Annotated in this window: 22 protein-coding genes; 19 read left to right on the forward strand and 3 right to left on the reverse strand. The window is 35.7% G+C overall.

The features are described 5' to 3' along the window. Positions 1–10 precede the first annotated feature (10 nt). The 13 genes from ACQKNZ_RS15580 to ACQKNZ_RS15640 all read left to right on the forward strand — a co-directional run bounded on the left by ACQKNZ_RS15580 (position 11) and on the right by ACQKNZ_RS15640 (position 10,237). Entirely contained in the window at positions 11–439 is a 429-nt protein-coding gene (locus ACQKNZ_RS15580) for a hypothetical protein (RefSeq protein WP_144539231.1), read from the forward strand. Positions 440–487: 48 nt separating this feature from the next. Further along, positions 488–1,267 carry a hypothetical protein gene (locus ACQKNZ_RS15585; protein WP_154312115.1) on the forward strand — a complete coding sequence of 260 codons (780 nt, stop codon included), beginning with the start codon at positions 488–490 and terminating at the stop codon, positions 1,265–1,267. A 68-nt stretch (positions 1,268–1,335) separates the two neighbouring features. After that, positions 1,336–2,109, forward strand: a complete 774-nt coding sequence (locus ACQKNZ_RS15590; RefSeq protein ID WP_427660593.1) for a hypothetical protein — start codon at positions 1,336–1,338, stop codon at positions 2,107–2,109. 60 nt (positions 2,110–2,169) lie between these two features. Then, positions 2,170–3,129 carry a hypothetical protein gene (locus ACQKNZ_RS15595; protein WP_427660595.1) on the forward strand — a complete coding sequence of 320 codons (960 nt, stop codon included), beginning with the start codon at positions 2,170–2,172 and terminating at the stop codon, positions 3,127–3,129. 154 nt (positions 3,130–3,283) lie between these two features. Continuing rightward, positions 3,284–4,321: a hypothetical protein gene (locus tag ACQKNZ_RS15600; protein ID WP_427660597.1), complete on the forward strand. Its 1,038-nt coding sequence runs from the start codon at positions 3,284–3,286 to the stop codon at positions 4,319–4,321. 188 nt (positions 4,322–4,509) lie between these two features. Further along, complete coding sequence (locus tag ACQKNZ_RS15605; RefSeq protein WP_154312119.1) at positions 4,510–4,986, forward strand: DUF2243 domain-containing protein; 477 nt, start codon at positions 4,510–4,512, stop codon at positions 4,984–4,986. A gap of 12 nt (positions 4,987–4,998) precedes the next feature. Then, positions 4,999–5,811 carry a cytochrome c oxidase assembly protein gene (locus tag ACQKNZ_RS15610; protein WP_225216105.1) on the forward strand — a complete coding sequence of 271 codons (813 nt, stop codon included), beginning with the start codon at positions 4,999–5,001 and terminating at the stop codon, positions 5,809–5,811. Then, the gene (locus ACQKNZ_RS15615) at positions 5,808–5,963 is read left to right on the forward strand and encodes a hypothetical protein (protein WP_186318199.1); all 156 of its coding nucleotides are present in this window, start codon (positions 5,808–5,810) and stop codon (positions 5,961–5,963) included. The genes ACQKNZ_RS15610 and ACQKNZ_RS15615 overlap by 4 nt, the downstream gene beginning before the upstream one ends. Before the next feature lie 19 nt (positions 5,964–5,982). Further along, positions 5,983–6,426, forward strand: a complete 444-nt coding sequence (locus ACQKNZ_RS15620) for a DUF2512 family protein (RefSeq protein ID WP_154312121.1) — start codon at positions 5,983–5,985, stop codon at positions 6,424–6,426. 64 nt (positions 6,427–6,490) lie between these two features. Next, the gene (locus ACQKNZ_RS15625) at positions 6,491–6,697 is read left to right on the forward strand and encodes a hypothetical protein (RefSeq protein ID WP_191963809.1); all 207 of its coding nucleotides are present in this window, start codon (positions 6,491–6,493) and stop codon (positions 6,695–6,697) included. A 104-nt stretch (positions 6,698–6,801) separates the two neighbouring features. Continuing rightward, complete coding sequence (locus ACQKNZ_RS15630) at positions 6,802–8,238, forward strand: hypothetical protein (protein ID WP_154312123.1); 1,437 nt, start codon at positions 6,802–6,804, stop codon at positions 8,236–8,238. 199 nt (positions 8,239–8,437) lie between these two features. After that, positions 8,438–9,343: a DMT family transporter gene (locus tag ACQKNZ_RS15635; RefSeq protein ID WP_144539256.1), complete on the forward strand. Its 906-nt coding sequence runs from the start codon at positions 8,438–8,440 to the stop codon at positions 9,341–9,343. A gap of 6 nt (positions 9,344–9,349) precedes the next feature. Beyond that, on the forward strand, positions 9,350–10,237 hold the full coding sequence (locus tag ACQKNZ_RS15640; RefSeq protein WP_427660601.1) for a DMT family transporter: 888 nt from the start codon (positions 9,350–9,352) through the stop codon (positions 10,235–10,237). 374 nt (positions 10,238–10,611) lie between these two features. Here the strand turns inward: ACQKNZ_RS15640 and ACQKNZ_RS15645 are convergent, their stop codons facing one another. Continuing rightward, complete coding sequence (locus ACQKNZ_RS15645; protein ID WP_427660602.1) at positions 10,612–12,228, reverse strand: MFS transporter; 1,617 nt, start codon at positions 12,226–12,228, stop codon at positions 10,612–10,614. A gap of 168 nt (positions 12,229–12,396) precedes the next feature. On the opposite strand from ACQKNZ_RS15645, the gene ACQKNZ_RS15650 reads away from it, so the two are divergent. The 4 genes from ACQKNZ_RS15650 to ACQKNZ_RS15665 all read left to right on the forward strand — a co-directional run bounded on the left by ACQKNZ_RS15650 (position 12,397) and on the right by ACQKNZ_RS15665 (position 14,468). Further along, on the forward strand, positions 12,397–12,918 hold the full coding sequence (locus tag ACQKNZ_RS15650; protein WP_144539262.1) for a tubby C-terminal domain-like protein: 522 nt from the start codon (positions 12,397–12,399) through the stop codon (positions 12,916–12,918). Positions 12,919–13,084: 166 nt separating this feature from the next. After that, the gene (locus ACQKNZ_RS15655) at positions 13,085–13,528 is read left to right on the forward strand and encodes a MarR family winged helix-turn-helix transcriptional regulator (RefSeq protein WP_154312127.1); all 444 of its coding nucleotides are present in this window, start codon (positions 13,085–13,087) and stop codon (positions 13,526–13,528) included. Between the two features lie 5 nt (positions 13,529–13,533). Then, entirely contained in the window at positions 13,534–14,010 is a 477-nt protein-coding gene (locus tag ACQKNZ_RS15660) for a glutathione peroxidase (RefSeq protein WP_144539266.1), read from the forward strand. Between the two features lie 98 nt (positions 14,011–14,108). Then, positions 14,109–14,468: a hypothetical protein gene (locus ACQKNZ_RS15665; protein WP_154312128.1), complete on the forward strand. Its 360-nt coding sequence runs from the start codon at positions 14,109–14,111 to the stop codon at positions 14,466–14,468. Between the two features lie 55 nt (positions 14,469–14,523). On the opposite strand, the gene ACQKNZ_RS15670 is transcribed toward ACQKNZ_RS15665, so the two are convergent. Further along, positions 14,524–14,922, reverse strand: a complete 399-nt coding sequence (locus ACQKNZ_RS15670) for a VOC family protein (RefSeq protein WP_144539270.1) — start codon at positions 14,920–14,922, stop codon at positions 14,524–14,526. A 338-nt stretch (positions 14,923–15,260) separates the two neighbouring features. On the opposite strand from ACQKNZ_RS15670, the gene ACQKNZ_RS15675 reads away from it, so the two are divergent. Both ACQKNZ_RS15675 and ACQKNZ_RS15680 read left to right on the forward strand, forming a co-directional pair. Further along, on the forward strand, positions 15,261–16,694 hold the full coding sequence (locus ACQKNZ_RS15675; protein ID WP_427660779.1) for an MATE family efflux transporter: 1,434 nt from the start codon (positions 15,261–15,263) through the stop codon (positions 16,692–16,694). A gap of 134 nt (positions 16,695–16,828) precedes the next feature. Further along, positions 16,829–18,502 (forward strand): diguanylate cyclase domain-containing protein, encoded by a 1,674-nt coding sequence (locus ACQKNZ_RS15680; RefSeq protein WP_427660606.1) that lies wholly within the window; start codon positions 16,829–16,831, stop codon positions 18,500–18,502. 50 nt (positions 18,503–18,552) lie between these two features. On the opposite strand, the gene ACQKNZ_RS15685 is transcribed toward ACQKNZ_RS15680, so the two are convergent. Further along, on the reverse strand, positions 18,553–19,731 hold the full coding sequence (locus ACQKNZ_RS15685; protein WP_144539274.1) for an aminotransferase class I/II-fold pyridoxal phosphate-dependent enzyme: 1,179 nt from the start codon (positions 19,729–19,731) through the stop codon (positions 18,553–18,555). Positions 19,732–19,934: the final 203 nt, after the last annotated feature.

Raw genomic sequence — 19,934 nt, forward strand, 5'->3', positions numbered from 1 at the left:
AGTGCCAACTATGAAAAAAAGAGCAATAGGATTTATTTTAATATTTTCTGTATTACTTGGTTCCAGTACTATTTACGCTAGTGGCATTCCAGAGGCTAGCTTCTCAAAATGGTATGGACATGCTTTCAAGAAGGAAAGTGAGATTTTTAAAGAAGTTACCATTTCTGGTCTCAAAGAGATTGGGAGAGAAGTTAATAATTTCTTACAAGAAACGAAAGAGAATGTTACTAGTTCAATCACTTTCTTTGTAAATGAAGAAATAGATAAAACCAACTCTCGATTGGCAGAGCAAGAAAAATCAATACAAGAAGAATTGCAAGCAAGTGTTGTTGATCTGGAAAATGCAAACTTTGATAATTATCCTGATGAACAGAAAATGAAAGAAGAAATTAATGCAGAAGTAGAAGTTATTTTAGAAGACCTACTAAATGAATTGTAAGTATTGTATAAAACAAAAAATAGTATCTATAGAAAAGGAAGTCTATCAATGAAAAAAACAATAAAACGAAAAGTAGTAGCAGGAGCGGTTGCAGTAGCATTCTTATCAAGTACTGGGGTAGCTTTTGGGGCAACAGACGCTGGAGCTGGTATTAAAAGCTGGTATGATTCGCAATTTAGAAAAGCCACTACTGAGGTTGCTTTCGAGACAGCGAAGCATTCTATAAATAAGTTCGGAGAATTAAAGAGTGCTACTACAGGCTTGAAGCAAGAAGCCAGCACAGATATAAATTCTACGAGAGATATCGCTACTACTAATGCAACGGATGGGATTAAAGCAGAAAGTAAAAAATATATTGACTCCGTGAATGCTAAAAAAGTAGAAATACAAAATAATATAGATAGCCAATTTATGGAAATTGAAAAAGACGCTAATGCAGCTTTAAAAATTACAAGTCTTGGGGCAAAGAATTTGGCTGAATATGATTTGAAAAGTCATACAGGAAAAGAGGGCCAAGCAGCGTTAGCATATGTAAATAAAGAAATTGATAAAACTACAAATGCTGCAATAACGGATTTGGAAACAGAAATTCGTGCTACTAAATCCTATTTACAAGGTCTGCTAGATTCGAAGAGTGATGCAACAGTTGAGAAAATTAATAAAGCAGTAGACGATGAGATTACAAGGATAATTGGTTTGATTACTGCTAAAACAGAGCAATTAGTTGCAACTCATCAAGCAGCTATTAACAATAAAGCGGCAGAACTAGAGGTGGCTTCTAAATTGAAGTTAGAAGCGCGTGTAAAAGAGCTAATTAACGAAAAGTAAGCAGATTGACATAATCCTGTTAATTTATATATTCACAAAAAACTATAAAAACTAAAGGAGATATTAAAATGAAATTATTGAAATCAGTTAAAGGTAAAGTAATGGTAGGAACAATCGCAGTAACATTATTTGCAGGAGCAGGAGCAGCATTTGGAGCTTCAGATGCTGGAACTAAACTAGGTGGTTGGTTTACAGGGCAATTTAACCAATCAAAAGCTGATTTAAGTACTAATGTAAATGGCTATGTAGGAACTAAGGTAGCTGAAACATTACCAAAATATAATGCGATGAAGGCTGGAACTACCACTAAAATTGAGAACGAGCGTAAAACTTCAACTGCTACAGCGAATGCTAATATTGATAAAGACTTAAAAGAGCACAAAGATGCTTTAGAAAAGAAAAAAACAGAATTAGTAACTTACACTAACACAGAATTCAATAAAATTTTTGAAGCGGAAAAGAAAAAACTACATGATCTTGGTGTAGAGGCAGCAAGACAAGCGCAGGCTGATATGGACAAACACACATCAGAAAAGGGACAAGTAGCTTTAGCTACGTTAAATACGGAACTCCAAGCTACTACAGACAGAGCAATTGACGATTTAGAAGCGGCCATTGAAGCAGCTAAAACAAACTTACAGGGAAATTTGAATAGAAATGTAGAGGTTAAAACTGCTGATCTTAAGAAAATAGTAGATAAAGAAGTTCAAGATTTCCTTCTTTGGGCTCAAGGGATGGCCAACTTTTCAGCGCAAACACAAACAGACTTAATTAAAGCCACTGCAAAGCAATTTGAAGATGAGGCTAAAGCTGATATGGCAGCTCTAGTTGACGGAATTTGATGGAAATTATAGGAACCTCTTTCTCAAGAGGTTCTTATTCTTCAAAATGGAGGCATCAATATGGTGAGTAGAGTAGAGAAGTATAAGAAAAAGAGACGAATTAGAAAAAGTATTTTTATAGTAGCAGTTTTATTTTTAGTTCTTACATTTGGAACAGGGCTAAATAAAGCTTTAGCGGATTTAGATGTACAAACGTTATTAACCAATTGGTTCAATGAGAAGCAAAGTGTGTCTGTAAAAGACATTGAAGGTGCTGTCGCTTCTGAAACAGATCGACTGATGAGAGGACTTGGAGAAGATTTAGAGCAAGAAATGACTAAAGCTCAACAAGACTTAGTAAATTTCACCAAAACTCAAAAAGAGAGCCGTATTGCTGCATTGCAGTCATACGCACAAGATTTAAAATCTAGTTTGAAAATAGACAATTCGGAACAGGAAGCTGCTATCCTAGCAAATATCGACACAATCGTTGCTCAAGCCAAGGCTCAAATGGATGGTCAGGCTTCGGAGTTAAAGTTGTTGCCAGTTCCAGTTATACATCCAGTAGAAGCTTCTAGTCCAATTCAAACAACACCAGCTCCAAGTAACGAAGGTAAAGAAAATTTATCGCAACCCACTCCTCCTGATGTAACCCCTGAGAAGGACGGTACCGATGAGGCTATATCAGAAAAAACGGAACAGCCTAAAGCTGAAGTTAAGGCTAAAGAGGCAGAGCCAGTGATTGTGGATGTTTATACTATCACGGATTGGTTTGCAATGCCGAGTGTACAAAATGTTACAGTGGAAGAGGTAGAAATCCCAAATGGTGTGTTTTCGATAAATAGTACATTTTCCGATATATTAATGAATCCAAAGGCAGCAGATGCCATGAGAAGTATTCTTCGTGGAATTGAAAAGCATCCACATTTCGCTGAAATCCAATATAAGACAATAGATGAAATGTCTCGTATTTGTCCTTCGCTCTTTAATGAGACCATTTTATATATACTAAACAAATCGCTTGTTCAAATACAAATATAATGAGATAGCGAGTACCAGGTTGATCAACAACTGAATTTGTTGATGAATCTGGTACTCATTTTATTTTGGAGTAAAAATAATTACTTTTAAAAATAAAATATTTGCTTTTAAGAGTAATTTAGTTTACCATATAAAGTAACTGAGGAGGGATGATATGGAAGAGATACGACTGAATGTCGCTTTGCTTAGAAGAAAAGTGCCTAACTTAACGACAGCCGCTAAATCCATTGGGATTCGCCCGGCTACTGTTTCTAATTTATGTACAGGGAAGATTGATTTGGGGAAGGCGGAGGTTAAAACACTTGTTGGTTTAGCTTCATTGGCTAATTGCACGGTAGATGAATTGATCATTCGGGGGGAGAAGAAACATATGATTGAGACACAAATTAAAGCATTGGACTTTTTTGCACCACTAGTAAAGGAAGGGACAATTGGATTAGTGGCTAGACCGGGGATGGGACAGCTAGTAATACTAGCAGAGCTAATGCATCGTTTTAAGGAAAGTAATCACACTTCTGTGTTTTTATTGCCGCAAAAAGAGCATAGTGAGCTAGAAGGGACAAAAGAGCTAGCAGATTATATAACTACTTCTGTTGAAGATGCATATGAAAAACTTTCAGAGATAACTGGAGATATTATCTTTATCACAGATAGAAGCTATATTATCTCAGGAGAACTATTGGATTTACAGGAAAAAATTATTTCAGAGAATATAGATGGAATTACAACCATTTTAGTGGATTTATCAGGAGAAGTAGTAGATGAAGAGATGCCTTTTGGACCTTTGGAAACATTGTGGCAGCTAGATGCAGACCTTGCAACTCGTCATATGTATCCTGCTCTACACCCTATCTATTCGACCTCATCCTTAATGGAGGGGACAGATGTTGACCAACGTCATTTTGGTTTAAGACAGCGTGCACAAAAGCTACTGAGACGCTATAGAGAATTACGTTCTATTGTCGCTGTGCATGGAATTCAAAAGCTTCCAGAAGGTGAACTAGCAACATACGAACGCGGAGAAAGGTTAGAGGCATATTTTACTCAGCCATTCTATGTTGCCGAAAAATTCACGGGTCCAGGAAAAGCTGTTTCAATAGAACAAACTCTAAATGATGTCGAAGTGATTTTAGAAGGAAAACAAGATCAAGTAAGTGTGGAAGAGTTAAAGTTTGTTGGTAGTCTAAGTTAAATAAAAGCGGCAAAGATGTGAATGAAATAGTCATTCACATCTTTTTTTTGTGACAAAAAGGATGTGGCTTAATGATCAAAACACTTGAAGGGAAACTGATTGAGCCTTGACAAGCAGTCTGTTTAAGAACTACTTTTCAGGGAAAAACTTAAACTAAATTAGACTTTTCAAACTAAAAGGAGGACGCTATGACGACGCTAAAAAGTAATGCGCTTAATAAGGAAAATCAAAGGCATTTTTCTACCAAGAATATGTGGACGGGAATACTATTTGGATTAGGGGTAGTTGCCTTTATAGACGAAGTAATTTTCCATCAACTTTTACATTGGCATCACTTTTATGATAAATCTACCACAGACATTGGACTTGTCTCAGATGGCATATTTCACGCTTTTAGTTTCTTTGCTACCGTGGGCTCAGCTTTTCTTATGGCAGATCTTCATCGCCGCCAAGCATTTTGGCCAAAAAGATGGCTAGGAGGGATATTCTTGGGGGCAGGTGTTTTTCAACTGTATGATGGTACCATTCAACACAAGCTCATGGGCTTACATCAAATTCGATATAACGTGGATATTTTACCTTACGACTTAGTGTGGAATATAACGGCAGTTTTAATGATTGTAGTAGGTATAGTTCTGTTAAAGCAAACGAGTAAAAAAAAGTAGAGGTGAATAGTATTGCATGATCATCCTCATCAAACTAGTTTAGATTTTGCACAAATAATACTTGGGGCTCCTTTTGTACTTCTCCTGCTTTTATATTTAGTCGCTGTATATAAATCCAATAAAAGTAAAAAACGATGGCCGATACGTCGAACATTGTTATTGATCACGGGAATTATTCTTGCTCTTCTATCAGTAGCAGGGCCACTTGCAGAGCGGGCGCATACGGACTTTGAAGTGCATATGATAGGACATTTGTTTTTAGGGATGCTATCCCCGTTATTGATAGCATTATCAGCACCAATGACACTGTTCCTAAGAACCCTACCTGTAAAGGCTTCAAGAAAAATAACTTGCTTACTGCGAACGAAATTTGTTCACTTTTTTCAAAATCCTATTGTTACCTCTATATTAAATATTGGTGGGCTTTGGTTATTATACACTACACGTTTATTTGAACTGATGCATGAAAATATATTGTTCCATATCGTCATTCATATACACATTTTCCTAGCTGGATATCTTTTTACAATTTCTATCCTTTATATTGACCCAACACCGCATAGAAAAAGCTATATTTACCGTTCTGTAGTCTTTATATTTGCTCTAGCTGGTCATGCAATCCTGTCCAAATTTATATATGCAAATCCTCCGGTTGGTATTTCCAAAGTAGAAGCGGAAATAGGAGGCATGATTATGTATTACGGTGGGGACGCTATTGAGATAGGATTAATTATCATTCTTTATTACCATTGGTTTAATCAAACTCGTCCTAAAGTTGAGATAATTAATCCTACACCTATAAATGGAAAAGAGGAGCTAATATGAAGGGGAATAACGCAAAATATACGGTTGTTGGAACTGATATTGAAGAAGTAAAGAGGAAAAACGCCAATTCTGGTTTATCCTACAATGAGTTAAATGAATTGATAGCAAAACAAGCGAAGGATCCTAAAACATATAGTCAAAAATCTACTTAAGTGAAAGGCTGTGGAATAGTTGTATTTCAAAACGTTTCTCATTAAGTTAATTATGACGACTGCTATCATTTGGATCGTACTTGGCGGGTATTATGGGGCTAATCTATTGGGTGTCTTCATTATAAGCATCGTTTTGACGGTTTTAGGTTTTATAGGAGATATATTCTTAATGCCTAGGCTAGGTAATATATTAGCGACAATAGGTGACTTTATACTTGCACTTGGGTTAGTTTGGTTAATGGGCATTTACTTATTCGACCCTTCTGTGCCAGTTGGCAGAGCTGCCTTTATAATTTCTCTTCTATTGATGGTCGGTGAGATGTATTTACATCAATACATTAAGCTGCATATTTGGGAGCCTAGAATAATGAATCCAAGAGACAAAGCAGGATATTACCAACGAACAGATACACAATTGGAATTTGCAAGAGCGTTTAGTAAAGAGGATTTTCAGAAAAAGTAAAAGAAAAACGTATATTTCATCCCTACTTGCCCATTCTAAAAAGGTAAGAGGGGAGGTAAAGAAAATGGCAAACAACAACCGTAATAACAATAATCGTAATAACAACAATAACAATCAAAACAACGAATTCGGTGATGAATTCAACTTCGAAAATTTAAATAATAATAACAATAATAACAACAACGACAGAAACAACCGTAACAACAATCGTAATAACAATAATAACAACAATAACAACAACAATAATAACGAAAATAACAATAACTTTTAATTAAGTTAACAAAAGCAACTTTACCCTTTTTGGTAAAGTTGCTTTTTGGTTTAAATAAAGCAGTTGGTGGTATCTTAAGGTTAGGTATTGGAGGAGGATTAAGGATGAATAACATAAAGGAATTAGAGATAAACAAATCGTATGTTACCTATATGTTTCCTTTCTCCTTTCATGAGAAACAGAGACAGAAATTGATGGAAACTTTAGAAAGACATCACTTTAGATTTTTTGAGCTTAATAATAAGGAACTCCAAACAGGCTACTATGGAGAAGGAGTAAAGATTCGTCATGAACGTCTCAGTCAATTTTTCTTGCCTTATATTGAAGATAAACTGTTTCCAAAAACAACAAAGAATAGAGGGTTTTTGAGATATTCCAAAGAAATTAACGAGAAATTTGTTTGGAAGCTAAGAGGACAAAAAAGTAATTTTGCTATTAATAGTGTAGATATTACTCTTTGTCCATTTGGTATTGGAGTTATTACAATCCGTACTTTAGGGGAAGATCAAGAAACTCTTTCAGACTTTTTGCATTTCCTTTCTCATTTTAGGGTTTTGGAGCCTAAGCTGGAGGAGGAAAAGGGAGTTAAAATATCTAACGATTCTTATGTTTTTGAAACAACTAATCAATTAGTATTGGATTATTTATGTCCATCTGTTAAGCCATTTATCATAAGAAACGAGCATTTAGAAGGGTATTACGGAAGTCTTCCATTTTTTGAAGATGCAAGAATGATGTCCTCCATCTTTTTAGTTGTTAAAAAGGACGAAGAAATTTTACAGGAGCATTTATATCGTGTGGCTCAGGTTGATGGAAGAGTAGAGGGTGAGCCATATATTTCAAGTACTAACTCCGATTATATAGAACGTTTTGTAAAAGAGCGTCTATATGATCGTTATGCGCCTAATACATATACTATTACTTCTGAGAACGTACAGGCGACAGTAACAAATAACGAAGAACAAACTTATAGAAAAGATATGGAAGAATTTATGGGGACTATGTATTACAATTTATTGCTGCATTATTACTATAAAATTATGCTATTAAAGCTATCGTTCGAGCATAGTGAGGTCAGCTGGTCTAAGGACAAAGATTATGTAAAGGAGCTTATTGAGCTTATTTCAAAATTCTATTCAAGATATTACTTTGGACAGGTTTCAGCCAGGCAGGAGGGGAAGGAACTTACCCATTTACTCAGAGAAACCTTTAACTTGAATCATCTTTTTATAGAAGTTAAGAAGACGCTAGATGATTTATACCGTGCTCAGGAAAATCAAACAAACAATCGTCATAATATGTTATTGTTCATGCTAACTATCTATACAACTATTTCCGGAATTTATGGTATGAACTTAGTAATAGAGGACTGGAAGGGATTCACGGATTGGTCTAAAGTACCTGGATATTCGTTCTTTGAATGGATTTCTCTTGTTACTGCATTAAGTGGAATTGGTTTAGCTATTGCTTTACTTGTGAGCACTGGTGGGAAAGGCATGTTAAATAAATATAGAAAATGGAAAAGAGACAGGCTAGGATAATCCCCAGATAAGGGGATTATTTTTTTGCTTATTTATATGAAACAATTATATATATCCCGTAATAATAGGCCTGTACTAAAGTTTGCAGAAAATAAGCTGAATAGGCACTTATTTAAATGAATGTTTTTCTTTTATTGATAAAGTAATAAATTGTAGGATAATAAAGGATATAAGAAAAGAAAATAAATGGGGTAAGATTGTGAATCAAGAAAAAACATCTAAGTCGATTGTGTTACCGTTAATTGTTTCGATTGTAGCTATTTCGTTTGCTGCAATTTTTGTTAAATGGTCAAGCGCACCTGCAACTATTTTAAGTATGTACCGAATGATTCTGGCGAGCTTATTGCTGTTGCCTGTTGTCTGGTTAAAGAGAAATGAATTTAAGAAAATTTCTAAAAGAGAATGGTATTTGTTGTTTTTCTCTGGAATGTTTCTTGCATTGCATTTTGCCCTTTGGTTCGGTTCTTTGAAGCTAACTACTGTGGCTAGCTCTACTATTATCCTAGCGCTACAACCAATTATCGCCCTAATCGGTGGAATGATTCTTTTTAAAGAAAGAACAACCTCTAGTGCGTTGCTGACTATGGGTATTGCAGTTATAGGAGCTGTAATGGTAGGTTGGGGAGATTTCGGACTTAGTAAAAGTGCCATACTAGGAGACATTCTTTCGTTTTTAAGTGTCATTGCAGTAGTAGGATATTTGCTGATTGGACAAAGTGCTGTAAAAAAAGTCTCTCATTGGATTTATAGCTTCTGCGTGTTTAGCTTTGCAGCCGTTGCATTAGTTTTCTATAATGTCATCACTTCGGTTACATTCACAGGTTATGATGCAAAGGAGTGGGGGATTTTTGTTTTATTGGCCGTTGTTCCTACTATTTCGCATTTGATAAATAATTGGCTGTTAAACTATGTCAATGCAACTACTATATCGATGAGCATTCTTGGGGAGCCTGTTGGAGCAACTATTTTAGCTGTAATTATTTTAGGTGAACGTATAGTTGCATGGCAGATAATTGGCGGGTTAATAGTATTGGTTGGCGTATTTTTCTTCCTCATGCAACAAATAAGTGGATATAAGAAAGTAAATAAAGCAAGGAAAGGTTGATCTTGTATGAACAAAGCGGCAATGCTAAAAATGACATTGTCTATGGCCATTTTTGGTTCTATCGGTTTCTTTACAGGGAAGACCGGTATACCAGCCATAGAATTAGTATTTGTACGCTGCATCTGTGCCACTCTTTTTCTCGGGGCGTTATGGGTAATTACTGGTCAGCATAAGACGGAGATATGGGAAAAGAAAGAGATAGTGCAAATTCTTTTATGTGGGATTTTCTTAGTTTTAAATTGGGTGTTTCTTTTCAAAGCATTTGAGGTGACATCTATCACGATTGCTATTACTATATATAATTTGGCTCCCATCTTTGTATTGCTACTAGGAACATTATTTTTAAAAGAGAGGATGACTTGGAACTCTCTTATAGCTGTTCTGATTTGCTTCCTTGGAAGCATGCTGATTGTAGGGATTAATACGGTCCAATCTATTTCCGATTTTCTTGGGTCGGGCTTCATCTGGGCGCTTCTCTCTGCTTTTTGTTATGCTATGACGATGCTTCTAGGTAAGGGCGTTAATCAGTTAAGTGCCTATGCGATGACCTTTGTACAAACATCTATAGGTATACTAATCCTACTGCCTTTTCTGAATTTGACTCTATTTCAAGGATTAACGACAACCAACTGGCTATATATAATTGGCACTGGCCTGATACATACTGGATTTGTTTATTATTTATTTTTTGATAGCTTAAGAAAATTAACTACTGGTGTTATTTCAGCACTAGTCTTTATAGACCCTGTAGTGGCTATATTACTCGACACGCTAATCTTAGATTTCCGACCAACATTTCTACAGTCCCTAGGAATCCTACTAATTTTCGGAGGTATCATTTATACCTTAATAAAACCAAATAAGCAACAAGGACCAGGAGGAATAGAAGCTTAGTCAAACCTCGAGGTTATTCTGTTCAGCAAACTGAAGGACCTTCTAATTTAACGGAATCGAGCAAGTAGAATGGATTTCAGCTTTAGGCTGGCGCTTTCCGCGGGGGGAGCGATAAGCCATCCCCGTCGCTAACGAGCTCGTATGGGATGTCTTATCTGTCTCCCTCCCTCCTCCCGCTGGAGTCGCCGCCTGTCGCTACAATCAAAAAATAATAAACAATACGTGAGTTACAAACTACTATTTAATTAGGTTGAATTCTATTTTAAATAATCCATGTAACCTTTAATTCACTTTATTAGGAGAAACAAATCGGGGATTCGATCAGCTTCATTAAAAAAGGTGGCCATGTATAAGTCATGGCCATCTTTTTTTATTTATCCCTGTAAGCTACGTTTCCGGATGGGTATTAGTATAAGTGTAGTTATTATAATTAAACTCGCAATAACAACTGCGGAATAAAATAGTCCCCCGTAGCCATCCTGTGCAGCAACAGTGGTGACTTGATTGACGCTTGTTTGGATAACCTCTAAAAGTTCTTGGTCTTGTATCTGAGTTAAAGCCTGTGACATAGTTTCCTGGGAAATAATTTCCCCAGCAGATGTCACTTGAGCAGAAAGTGACTGAAATTCCATCAGACCTGCTTCACTAATATTTGCCTCTCGTATATTATCCTGCAAGATTTTTGGGAAGTCATTTTGAAAAATGGTTGGTATTTGATTGAAACCTCTAGCGATAAATCCCGCGTAAATAGTCGGAGCAATGGTCATCCCAATTTGTCTGCTTAAGGAAAGAGTGGCTAATGCAGTTCCCTTATCAGATTCTAGCTTCTCCGTTGCCAATATATTCAGTGGGGCTCCAAGAATAATTCCCATCCCAAATCCTGCTACAGAGGATGCGATGATGAATTGCCATTTTGCTTCAATCCACATAGGGAACAGTAGAAAGCCAATTGCTGATATAATACCTGATAATAATACAGCGAAAATAGGACCTTTTTTATCGACAAACATACCACCCATTGCTGCCCCCATACCAGCTGCAAGGGCAAGAGGGGTCATCCAATATCCAGCGTTTTCTTGGGCAATGCCAAGTACTTGCTCTGAAAAGGCAGGGATAAAAATCATGCCCGCCAAAAGAGCTCCTGAGAACGCGCCTATTAATAGAGTTAATAAGTAAGAAGATTTTGATAGTAAACGTATTGGAAGAATGGGATCACCACCACGTTTTTCTAATCGACTTTCGTGGATTATAAGTATCAGTAAGAGAATAATACCTGCTAGAAAATAACCATAAACATTTAACTCTAGTATACTTTCAAAGAAGTTGACTCCTTCAATATTCGTCAATCCATACATAATACCTAGGATTGCCATTGAAAGTAATATAGTTCCGAGTAAGTCTAATTTTCCTCCGGTTGCATCCTTTGTTTCCTCTAGTTTTAAAAAGCCAAGTATGACAAGGGCGATTGCAATGGGAACATTAATGAGGAATAAAAAATGCCAACTTCCTGTAAGGTCTAATAACACGCTACCTAGGTTTGGTCCCAATACGGCAGCGATACCGTTCATTCCACCTAGCATTCCCAAGGCTTTTCCTTGTTTTTCAACGGGAAGTGTACTTAAAATGTGAGAGCTTCCGATAATAAAGATACCACCGCCACCTAAGGCTTGAATGAAACGTGCTATTAAATAAAAGGTAAAGTTAGGACTTAATGCAACTAATAAGGACCCAATACCGAAAATAGCAATTTCTACAATGAAAAGACGCTTTCGCCCATAACGGTCAGAAAGCTTACCTACAATTGGTACGCTAACCGCTAAACCAAGAGTATAAAGAGTTATTCCCCAAGCCCCCCAGTTTGGAGTAACATCAAAAGAACTGTTGATGGTTGTCAAAGCAGCACTGATTATCCCATTGTCGAGGGCAGCCATAAAAACTCCAATAGAAAACAACAAGATTGCCCAAGTTTGAGTATTATTTTTTTCTGCCATACCTTTAATCCCCCCTAGTTTAAAACTTGATAGTTCACTTTTTAAAATAACAAAATTATACACTAATTTACATATAATAGTAATAAGCAGAAGCTTAAAATATTTTGATACAGTTTAAAAGATGATATATTAAAATTAATGCTTTAAAGCTTTAAAAGGAGAAAACAAATGCCCATTTATCACTACACACAACCATTAGCAATTGATATTACCCCTAAATCTATAGTCTATAAAACAAATGGAGAAAAAGTATGCACTTTTCAACGGTATTATTCTAATAATTTGAAGAGATTGCTGGATAGAGCTATGGAATATCGATATTTCCTTCGTTACGATATATATGATTTAAATGACCAAATCATTTTCACATGTAAGAAAGTATCGAAAAAGGGAAGAGTTTATTATCAGGCTTATGACTATGAAACAAAAGAGCATTACACGATTACATACGACAAATGGAAGGAGCTAGTCGCAGACCTTTTAATAATAGGGAAGGACCTAAATATAGTGATTGATAAGGAACTAGAAGATTGGACACGCTATCTTTGGGAGGGTAAGGAAATTGCTAGATGGAGAGCAAAGCTTGAAGAGGAGTTCTTGATTGAGCTTGAAATATCCGATGACTCTCCTATTCAAAATCCAGCTTTTTTTATTGCGATTAGCCAATGTACTTTATATATTGGCGGTTGATTTATTAAACTTTGCAGAGCTCTTTTTTTGAGCAATTGCAAAGTTTTTTTGATGAGGATTTTACTAATACGAACATTTAGAAATTAAATTCTTTTACTTTTTCTATAAAATGGGATATTATATAAATGCATCGTGTACGATGTATTTATTGTTAGGAGAGTAGGACATGGGTAAAGAAAAACCCTCTAAATTAGAGCAACAGCTGTGTTTTGAGGTATACAAGGCCTCTAGTAATTTTGCTAAGTTATATGCTAAAACCCTAGAACCTTATCAATTAACGTTTCCTCAATATTTAGTATTATTGGCTTTATGGGAAGAGGATCATTTGCAGTCGAAGGATATTGGAAATCGTTTAGAGCTTGGGATTGGTACGTTGAATCCTATCATCAATCGAATGATGGAACGCGGATGGTTAGAAAAGAAACAATCCATGGAGGACAAACGAGCTTCTATTATCTCTTTAACGGAGAAGGCTAAAAATGCAGAAAAAGAAATTGAGCTATCTATTATAAAGAAAATTACAAGCTGTAATATCTTAGACGTGAATGCTATTACACTCATGTCTCAATTAAAAGAACTAAATGCTTTTTTATCAAAAATGGAGGAATGATGAAAATGAGTATTTATGACATTAAAGTACAAAAAGCAGATGGAACAGAATACGATTTAAGTGAGTACAAGGGCAAACCCATGCTAATTGTTAACACTGCAACGAAGTGTGGACTTAGTAACCAATTTGATAGCTTAGAAAGTCTCTATAAAAAGTACAAAGATGAAGGACTGGTTGTACTCGGTTTTCCTTCCAATCAATTTTTTCAAGAACCAGGAAATGGAGCCGATGCAGAACAGGCTTGTCGCATGAGCTATGGGGTGACCTTTCCAATGCACGAGATGGTGAAAGTAAATGGCAGTGAAGCTCATCCATTATTTGATTACTTAACGACAAACAGCAAAGGATTACTTTCCAAAAAAATAAAATGGAATTTTACAAAGTTTTTAATCGACAAAGATGGTAACATTGTTAAAAGATATGCGCCAACTGACAATCCAACCGAATTTGATGAAGACATAAAAAAATTATTAAATGAATAAACATAAAGGACCTAATCATAAAAGATTTAGGTCCTTTATGTTTAAGGATAAGGAGAAAAAGGAATAAAAGATAAAAAGAGTCGAAATGGGGAAATAATATGGAGAGATTAACGGTAAAGGAACAGACATTACTGGCCTATTATGTATGTAATTTTCTTGAAAAAGGATCTGAGATTAGCTTAGCAAAAGTATTAAAAGATGGGTTGGGGGACCGTCTTTCCGTTGTGCAAGAAGAGCTTACAAAGAAAGGTCTATTAAGCAAAGAGGATAAAATGATTACAAATGAAGGAATATTGTATATCGACAATACACTACACATTCAATCATATGCTACTGAAAGAAATAAGCTTGCATACGTGAAGGATAGTTTACAAATCAACGAGATAGAGTTATCCGAGCCGGCTCTCAAGCAATATATCCACGAAAACATAGGTATCGAGCACCCATCTATCCATTAAGTATAATATACGTCTATCTCTGCGGAGTTAGACGTATTTTATATTATTATGGCGATTACTGACCAAAATGTTCAATATTGCTTGCACTTAAATTATTCCCATCAGGATCTTTAAAACCAAATCCTCCCAAGCCTTCCTCGTTAACATTCAGTGGACCAACCTCCACTTTATTTTTCTTTAGCCAATGATAAAAGTCTTTTAGCAAAGGCGTATAGAAATCAATTACGCTATGGACCACATTTGAGTGTGTATTAGTAAAAAACAAAGGTCTAACTTCCTTCGTTTCTACTAAATACATTGTAGGAACTCCTTTTGTATGAAAGGAAAGCATGGCGGCCTTGTCTCCTTTAGATTCAACATGAACTCCAAGAACAGACATATAAAAATCCATAGAGCGTTCTAAATTACTGACAGGAATTTCTACGGTGGCGATACGGGAGATAAAGTGAGACATTTGCAATAGACCTCCTATTTTAGATTTGCACGAGTATTATATTCTATTTCTACCCATACTTATCCTCTTTAATCTTGCATTTTTTGCAATAGTTTAATAAGTAAAATAATTTTATAATTCCAGTTTTATGAAAAATACAAACAATAAAGAAAGGTCCAATGAGTTGTGGTGTCTAATCTGGCTCAATTCTCCCACCGGAGTCGCCGCCTGCCATTACAATCAACAAAAAAGAGCTGCCTGTGCTTAATTGGTAAAAGTTGATTTGATAATTGAATGAATAAAAGAATCTATATGTTGTGAAAATTATCTTATAGTAGAATGGAAGTTTCTGTGGTAAGATTCTTTTGGTGAAAAAATGTATATGTAAAGAAGGAATAAAATTGGCGATTAGAAAGAAGAAGGATTTAGGAGAAAAGCTAAGCTTATTTCACTTAACTTGGCCGATCTTTTTAGAAGTATTTTTGTTTATGTTAATGGGTATAGCAGATACATTTATGCTTAGTGCTGTGTCTGATAATGCGGTTTCTGGTGTAGGAGCAGCCAATCAATATATCCATATTGCGATATTAATATTAGAGGTAGTAGGCAATGGTGCTGCTATCGTAGTCTCACAATATCTAGGATCCAAAAGATATGTGGAGGCATCTAAAATTTCAGGTCTAGCGGTAACTTTAAATTTAGGAGTAGGGATACTTTTAAGCATAGGATTTGTCATATTTTCAAAAAATATTATGGCTGCCATGAACCTAGATGGCGAGGTACTTGCTTTTGCTAATCAGTATTTAATGATTGTTGGTGGAGGTATTTTTCTTCAGGCACTTATTAATGCTTTAGCGGCCATTATTCGTGTACATGGTTATACAAAGCAAACTATGTTTGTATCGTTAGGGATGAATATCTTCCACGTAGTAGGTAATTATGCTTTAATCTTTGGTAAGTTTGGTTTTCCTGAGCTTGGAGTTCAGGGTGCAGCAATATCATCTGTTATAAGTCGGTTTATAGCACTAGTTGTTTTCTTTTGGCTATTATATCAAGTGATGGAATATCGTGTTCAAGTAAGTTATTACTTTACTATTTCGAAAGAATACATTAAGAAAATCCTCAAGATTGGACTCCCTTCTGCCTTTGAGCAAATTTTATACCAAGGATGTCAAATTATCTTCTTGTATTATGCAACTTATTTAGGGACTGAGTCTTTGGCTGCAAGGCAGTATGCCGTTAATATATCTATGTTCACTTATTTATTTGCTGTCGCAATTGGTATGGGAACTGCGATTATTGTTGGTCGATTTGTGGGTGCAGATGAGAAAGAGGAAGCCTATAAATCAGTTTGGTATAGTGTAAAAAGAGCATTCGTTTTTACGTTGGCGATGGTTGCCCTTGTAATCATATTCCGCTATCCACTAATGGGCTTATTTACGGATAATGAGCAAATTATTAAAATTGGAGCATCGGTTCTTGTATTAAGTATCATTCTCGAAACGGGTCGAACGTTAAATATCGTAATTATTAATTCATTGCGTGCAGCAGGAGACGCGACCTTCCCAGTAATCATGGGAGCCTTGTCTATGGTCATGATGAGTGTGCCGTTAGGATATTTATTTGTTTTTGTATTAGATTTAGGACTCCCAGGTATTTGGTTGGCTATAGCAGCAGATGAGTGGCTTCGTGGTATTATCATGTTCTTTAGATGGAAAAGTAGAAAATGGGAAAAGTATGCACTTGTTCATAAAAAAAAGGATAACTCCGATTTGGAAAGCCAAACAGTTTAATTGTTTGGCTTTTTAGCCTTTTTATATAGTACAAATTCTATGGATTGGTAGAAAGGTTAAAGGTTTAGGTTTCCAAGCACTTATATCTATGCTTAAATTAAGACAACCAATATTTTGTAATGGTGGTGTGGTAAATGTATGAATCTTCTAAGCTTTCTTTAGTAAAAGCATTAACAGAAGGGATTCAAGAAGTAGTTTTTATTATGCGGGTCGAGGAAGAACAAAGATTCCTTTATGAGTTTGTTAACAATGCAGCGAATAGCATTATAGGGAAATATGCTGTCGGAAAAAGTTTTCGCGAAGCTTTACCTGAAGAGATTGCAGAAATCTTAGAAAATCATTTTGCCGAAGCCTATACCACTAAAAAGATTATTAAATTTGAGATCAGAGTTCCTCATTTTTCTCCTGAAAATGGATATGCGGAGACAACACTCACTCCAATATTAAATTCTAATAATGAATGTACCCATATTGTTGCAATTGCAAAAAATATTACGGAAGAGAAAAGCGTAAAGATAGAGTTTGAAGAAAATCTACAATTATTAGAAGAAACAAAATCGGAATACCGTTCATTATTTGACTATAACGGAGATGCTATATTTTCTTTAGACCTTGAAGGAGTTATTCAAGATGGTAATCCAATGATTCAAGCTGTGAGTGGTAGAACTGTAAAAGAATTAAAAGGTGAAAATTTCACAGAGCTGTTGGATTACAAATACAGAGAAAAGATTTCTGATGCATTTAACCTGGCTTTTACAGGTGATTTAAAAAGCCATCGCATTCGCTTACTTCAACAAACGGGTGAAAAAATAAGCTGCTTAATCCATTTTGCACCGATTAAAAATAGAGAAGAAATATTAGGCATATTTGCAATCGTTAAAGACATGCGTGAAATAGACAAGCTATTAGGTCAGTACATCCAAAGTGAAAAGAATTTCCGAATAATAGCTGAAAATGTACAGGATGTTGTCATTTTGATGAATCATGACAAAGAGTATCTGTATGTTTCACCTTCCAGTAAAAAAGTCTTTGGATTTGATAATACAAAAATTAATAAAAAGGCACCGTTTTTTAATATTCATCCTGATTATGTTTCCTTACTAGAGCAGAAGTTTCAGCATTCAGTTTCAGAAGGAAGCTCTTTTACTATAGAGTTAAAGGGGATGCATGGGGAAAGAGGTTGGATATGGACTGAAATTAATGGTAATCCAGTCTACGATGCTTTTCATAACTTTCGACATATGGTGCTAATAGCTCGTGATATTTCTTTGCAAAAAGAGAATGAAAGTCAGTTAGAATACTTTGCGTACCATGATTCTTTAACAAGCCTACCCAACAGGAGATTCTTTAGGAATCAGTTATCTGAGGCGCTGGCTAAGATAAAAGCAGGATTAGAAGAGTTTGCGGTCGTCATGCTAGATATTGATAACTTTAAGTATATTAATGATACGTTTGGGCATGAGACAGGGGACGAAGTGATTCATGAATTTGCAAAACGTCTAAAATACTCCTTAGACGATTCAGACTTTGTTGCACGATTAGGGGGAGATGAGTTCATCATCTTGTTACCGAATATTAAGGAAATCCCACCCATTATAGAAAAGGTAATACGAATTCAAAAAGCTATAAAAGAACCCTGGTTAATAGAAGAGTCACTCATTTCTATAACGAGTAGCATTGGTGTGGTACATATTAAAGAAGCTACTTTTACAGCATCCTCTTTAATTAAAATGGTAGATGACGCAATGTACACAGCTAAAAAAGCAGGGAAAAATATGTATTATATTAACGAAAGTACTTCTTACTAAAAAACCATCGACAGCAAAGTGTCGATGGTTTTTTAGTAAGAATAAGAATGTTATCGAACTAATGAAGGAAAATGTAATTTCTTTAATTGTTCGACAGCTTTTTTAAGTATTTCTGTATCTTGTACTAATGCTACTCGAACGTAGCCTGCTCCAGCTGATCCAAAGACTGTCCCAGGTACCATTACTACCCCAGTTTGAGCGATGACTTCAAATACGAATTCCTTATCATCTATTTCGTAAGGGTACTTGGCCCAGACAAACATTCCACCATTAGAGGGAGCTACTGTCCAACCGAGATTCTTTAAACCATCCATTAGAACCTTGTGTCTCTCTGAAAATGTTTTTCGTAAAGCGTCGGTAATTTCCTCTGCGTGATCTAATGCCACAATTCCTGCTTCCTGAATTGGGCCGTAAATCCCAAAATCAAGATTAGATTTTAATTGCTTCATAATCTCAATCATCTTAGTATTTCCTGCTATATAAGCAATGCGAGTCCCTGCTAGACTAAAGCTTTTAGATAGGGAGTTAATCTCCATACCTACTTCAAGAGCTCCAGGTGTAGAAAGGAAGCTGCTAGGAGAGTCGCCAGTAAAGTAAAATTCAGAGTATGCTGCATCATGTAGAATAATGACATTATAGGTGTTAGCAAAAGCAACTACCTGGCGGAAAAATTCCTTGTTTGGCATAGCAGGGACTGGATTTCCAGGTAAATTTAATATCATAAGCTTGGCCTTTTGTGCAATTTCTGTAGGAATTGCTCCTAAATCAGGTAAATAGTCATTCTCTTCTAACAAATCCATATAGTAAGGCACTGCTCCTGCTAGTTTGATACCAGCGTCATATGCCACATAACCTGGGTTAGTCGTAAGAATAATATCTCCCTCATTGCAAAAGGCAAGCGGGAGGTGCACTAAACCTTCTTGAGAGCCCATTGTTTGAACAATATCTGTAGTTGGATCTAGTAAAACGTTATAGCGACGTTCATAGTAATTAGCTACTGCCTCATAAAAACGTTTAGTGCCACTTAATGTATATCCATAAGAATCAGCTGAGTAGCTCAAGTCAGACAATACTTTCCTAGCTGCCTCACTTGGTGGTATATCGGGACTTCCTAAGCTTAGGTCATATAACTCAAAGCCTGCATCTCTTTTCCTAGCTGCGGCTGCTTTTAACTCTCCAAAAATCGCGGGCTCAAATAAGGACATTTTAGTAGACGGTTGGATATTCATTAATAAGCGCACTCCCTTACAAACAATTAATAAATTTTTATGTATCATCATAACACAAATTATATTAATATTGTGAAAAAACATTGAAAAATTACTGTTACGGAATAAAGGTTTTTGCTTAAATAGGATGTGTTGTTACTCAATTAAGGTAGAATATAGTCGAATTAAGCAGTGTTATAACTAGACACTTAAAATTTAATGTT

Origin of the sequence: Psychrobacillus sp. NPDC093200 (genome assembly GCF_050280345.1) — a bacterium.
Classification (GTDB): Bacteria; Bacillota; Bacilli; order Bacillales_A; family Planococcaceae; genus Psychrobacillus; species Psychrobacillus faecigallinarum.

Bases quoted from the DNA above. Each gene is read 5' to 3' on its own strand.
- ACQKNZ_RS15685 (WP_144539274.1), bottom strand. From the start codon at position 19,731: ATGAATATCCAACCGTCTACTAAAATGTCCTTATTTGAGCCCGCGATT.
- ACQKNZ_RS15640 (WP_427660601.1), top strand. From the start codon at position 9,350: ATGAACAAAGCGGCAATGCTAAAAATGACATTGTCTATGGCCATTTTT.
- ACQKNZ_RS15645 (WP_427660602.1), bottom strand. From the start codon at position 12,228: ATGGCAGAAAAAAATAATACTCAAACTTGGGCAATCTTGTTGTTTTCT.
- ACQKNZ_RS15670 (WP_144539270.1), bottom strand. From the start codon at position 14,922: ATGTCTCACTTTATCTCCCGTATCGCCACCGTAGAAATTCCTGTCAGT.
- ACQKNZ_RS15615 (WP_186318199.1), top strand. From the start codon at position 5,808: ATGAAGGGGAATAACGCAAAATATACGGTTGTTGGAACTGATATTGAA.
- ACQKNZ_RS15630 (WP_154312123.1), top strand. From the start codon at position 6,802: ATGAATAACATAAAGGAATTAGAGATAAACAAATCGTATGTTACCTAT.
- ACQKNZ_RS15605 (WP_154312119.1), top strand. From the start codon at position 4,510: ATGACGACGCTAAAAAGTAATGCGCTTAATAAGGAAAATCAAAGGCAT.
- ACQKNZ_RS15600 (WP_427660597.1), top strand. From the start codon at position 3,284: ATGGAAGAGATACGACTGAATGTCGCTTTGCTTAGAAGAAAAGTGCCT.
- ACQKNZ_RS15590 (WP_427660593.1), top strand. From the start codon at position 1,336: ATGAAATTATTGAAATCAGTTAAAGGTAAAGTAATGGTAGGAACAATC.
- ACQKNZ_RS15595 (WP_427660595.1), top strand. From the start codon at position 2,170: ATGGTGAGTAGAGTAGAGAAGTATAAGAAAAAGAGACGAATTAGAAAA.
- ACQKNZ_RS15625 (WP_191963809.1), top strand. From the start codon at position 6,491: ATGGCAAACAACAACCGTAATAACAATAATCGTAATAACAACAATAAC.
- ACQKNZ_RS15650 (WP_144539262.1), top strand. From the start codon at position 12,397: ATGCCCATTTATCACTACACACAACCATTAGCAATTGATATTACCCCT.
- ACQKNZ_RS15585 (WP_154312115.1), top strand. From the start codon at position 488: ATGAAAAAAACAATAAAACGAAAAGTAGTAGCAGGAGCGGTTGCAGTA.
- ACQKNZ_RS15580 (WP_144539231.1), top strand. From the start codon at position 11: ATGAAAAAAAGAGCAATAGGATTTATTTTAATATTTTCTGTATTACTT.
- ACQKNZ_RS15680 (WP_427660606.1), top strand. From the start codon at position 16,829: ATGTATGAATCTTCTAAGCTTTCTTTAGTAAAAGCATTAACAGAAGGG.
- ACQKNZ_RS15660 (WP_144539266.1), top strand. From the start codon at position 13,534: ATGAGTATTTATGACATTAAAGTACAAAAAGCAGATGGAACAGAATAC.
- ACQKNZ_RS15665 (WP_154312128.1), top strand. From the start codon at position 14,109: ATGGAGAGATTAACGGTAAAGGAACAGACATTACTGGCCTATTATGTA.
- ACQKNZ_RS15655 (WP_154312127.1), top strand. From the start codon at position 13,085: ATGGGTAAAGAAAAACCCTCTAAATTAGAGCAACAGCTGTGTTTTGAG.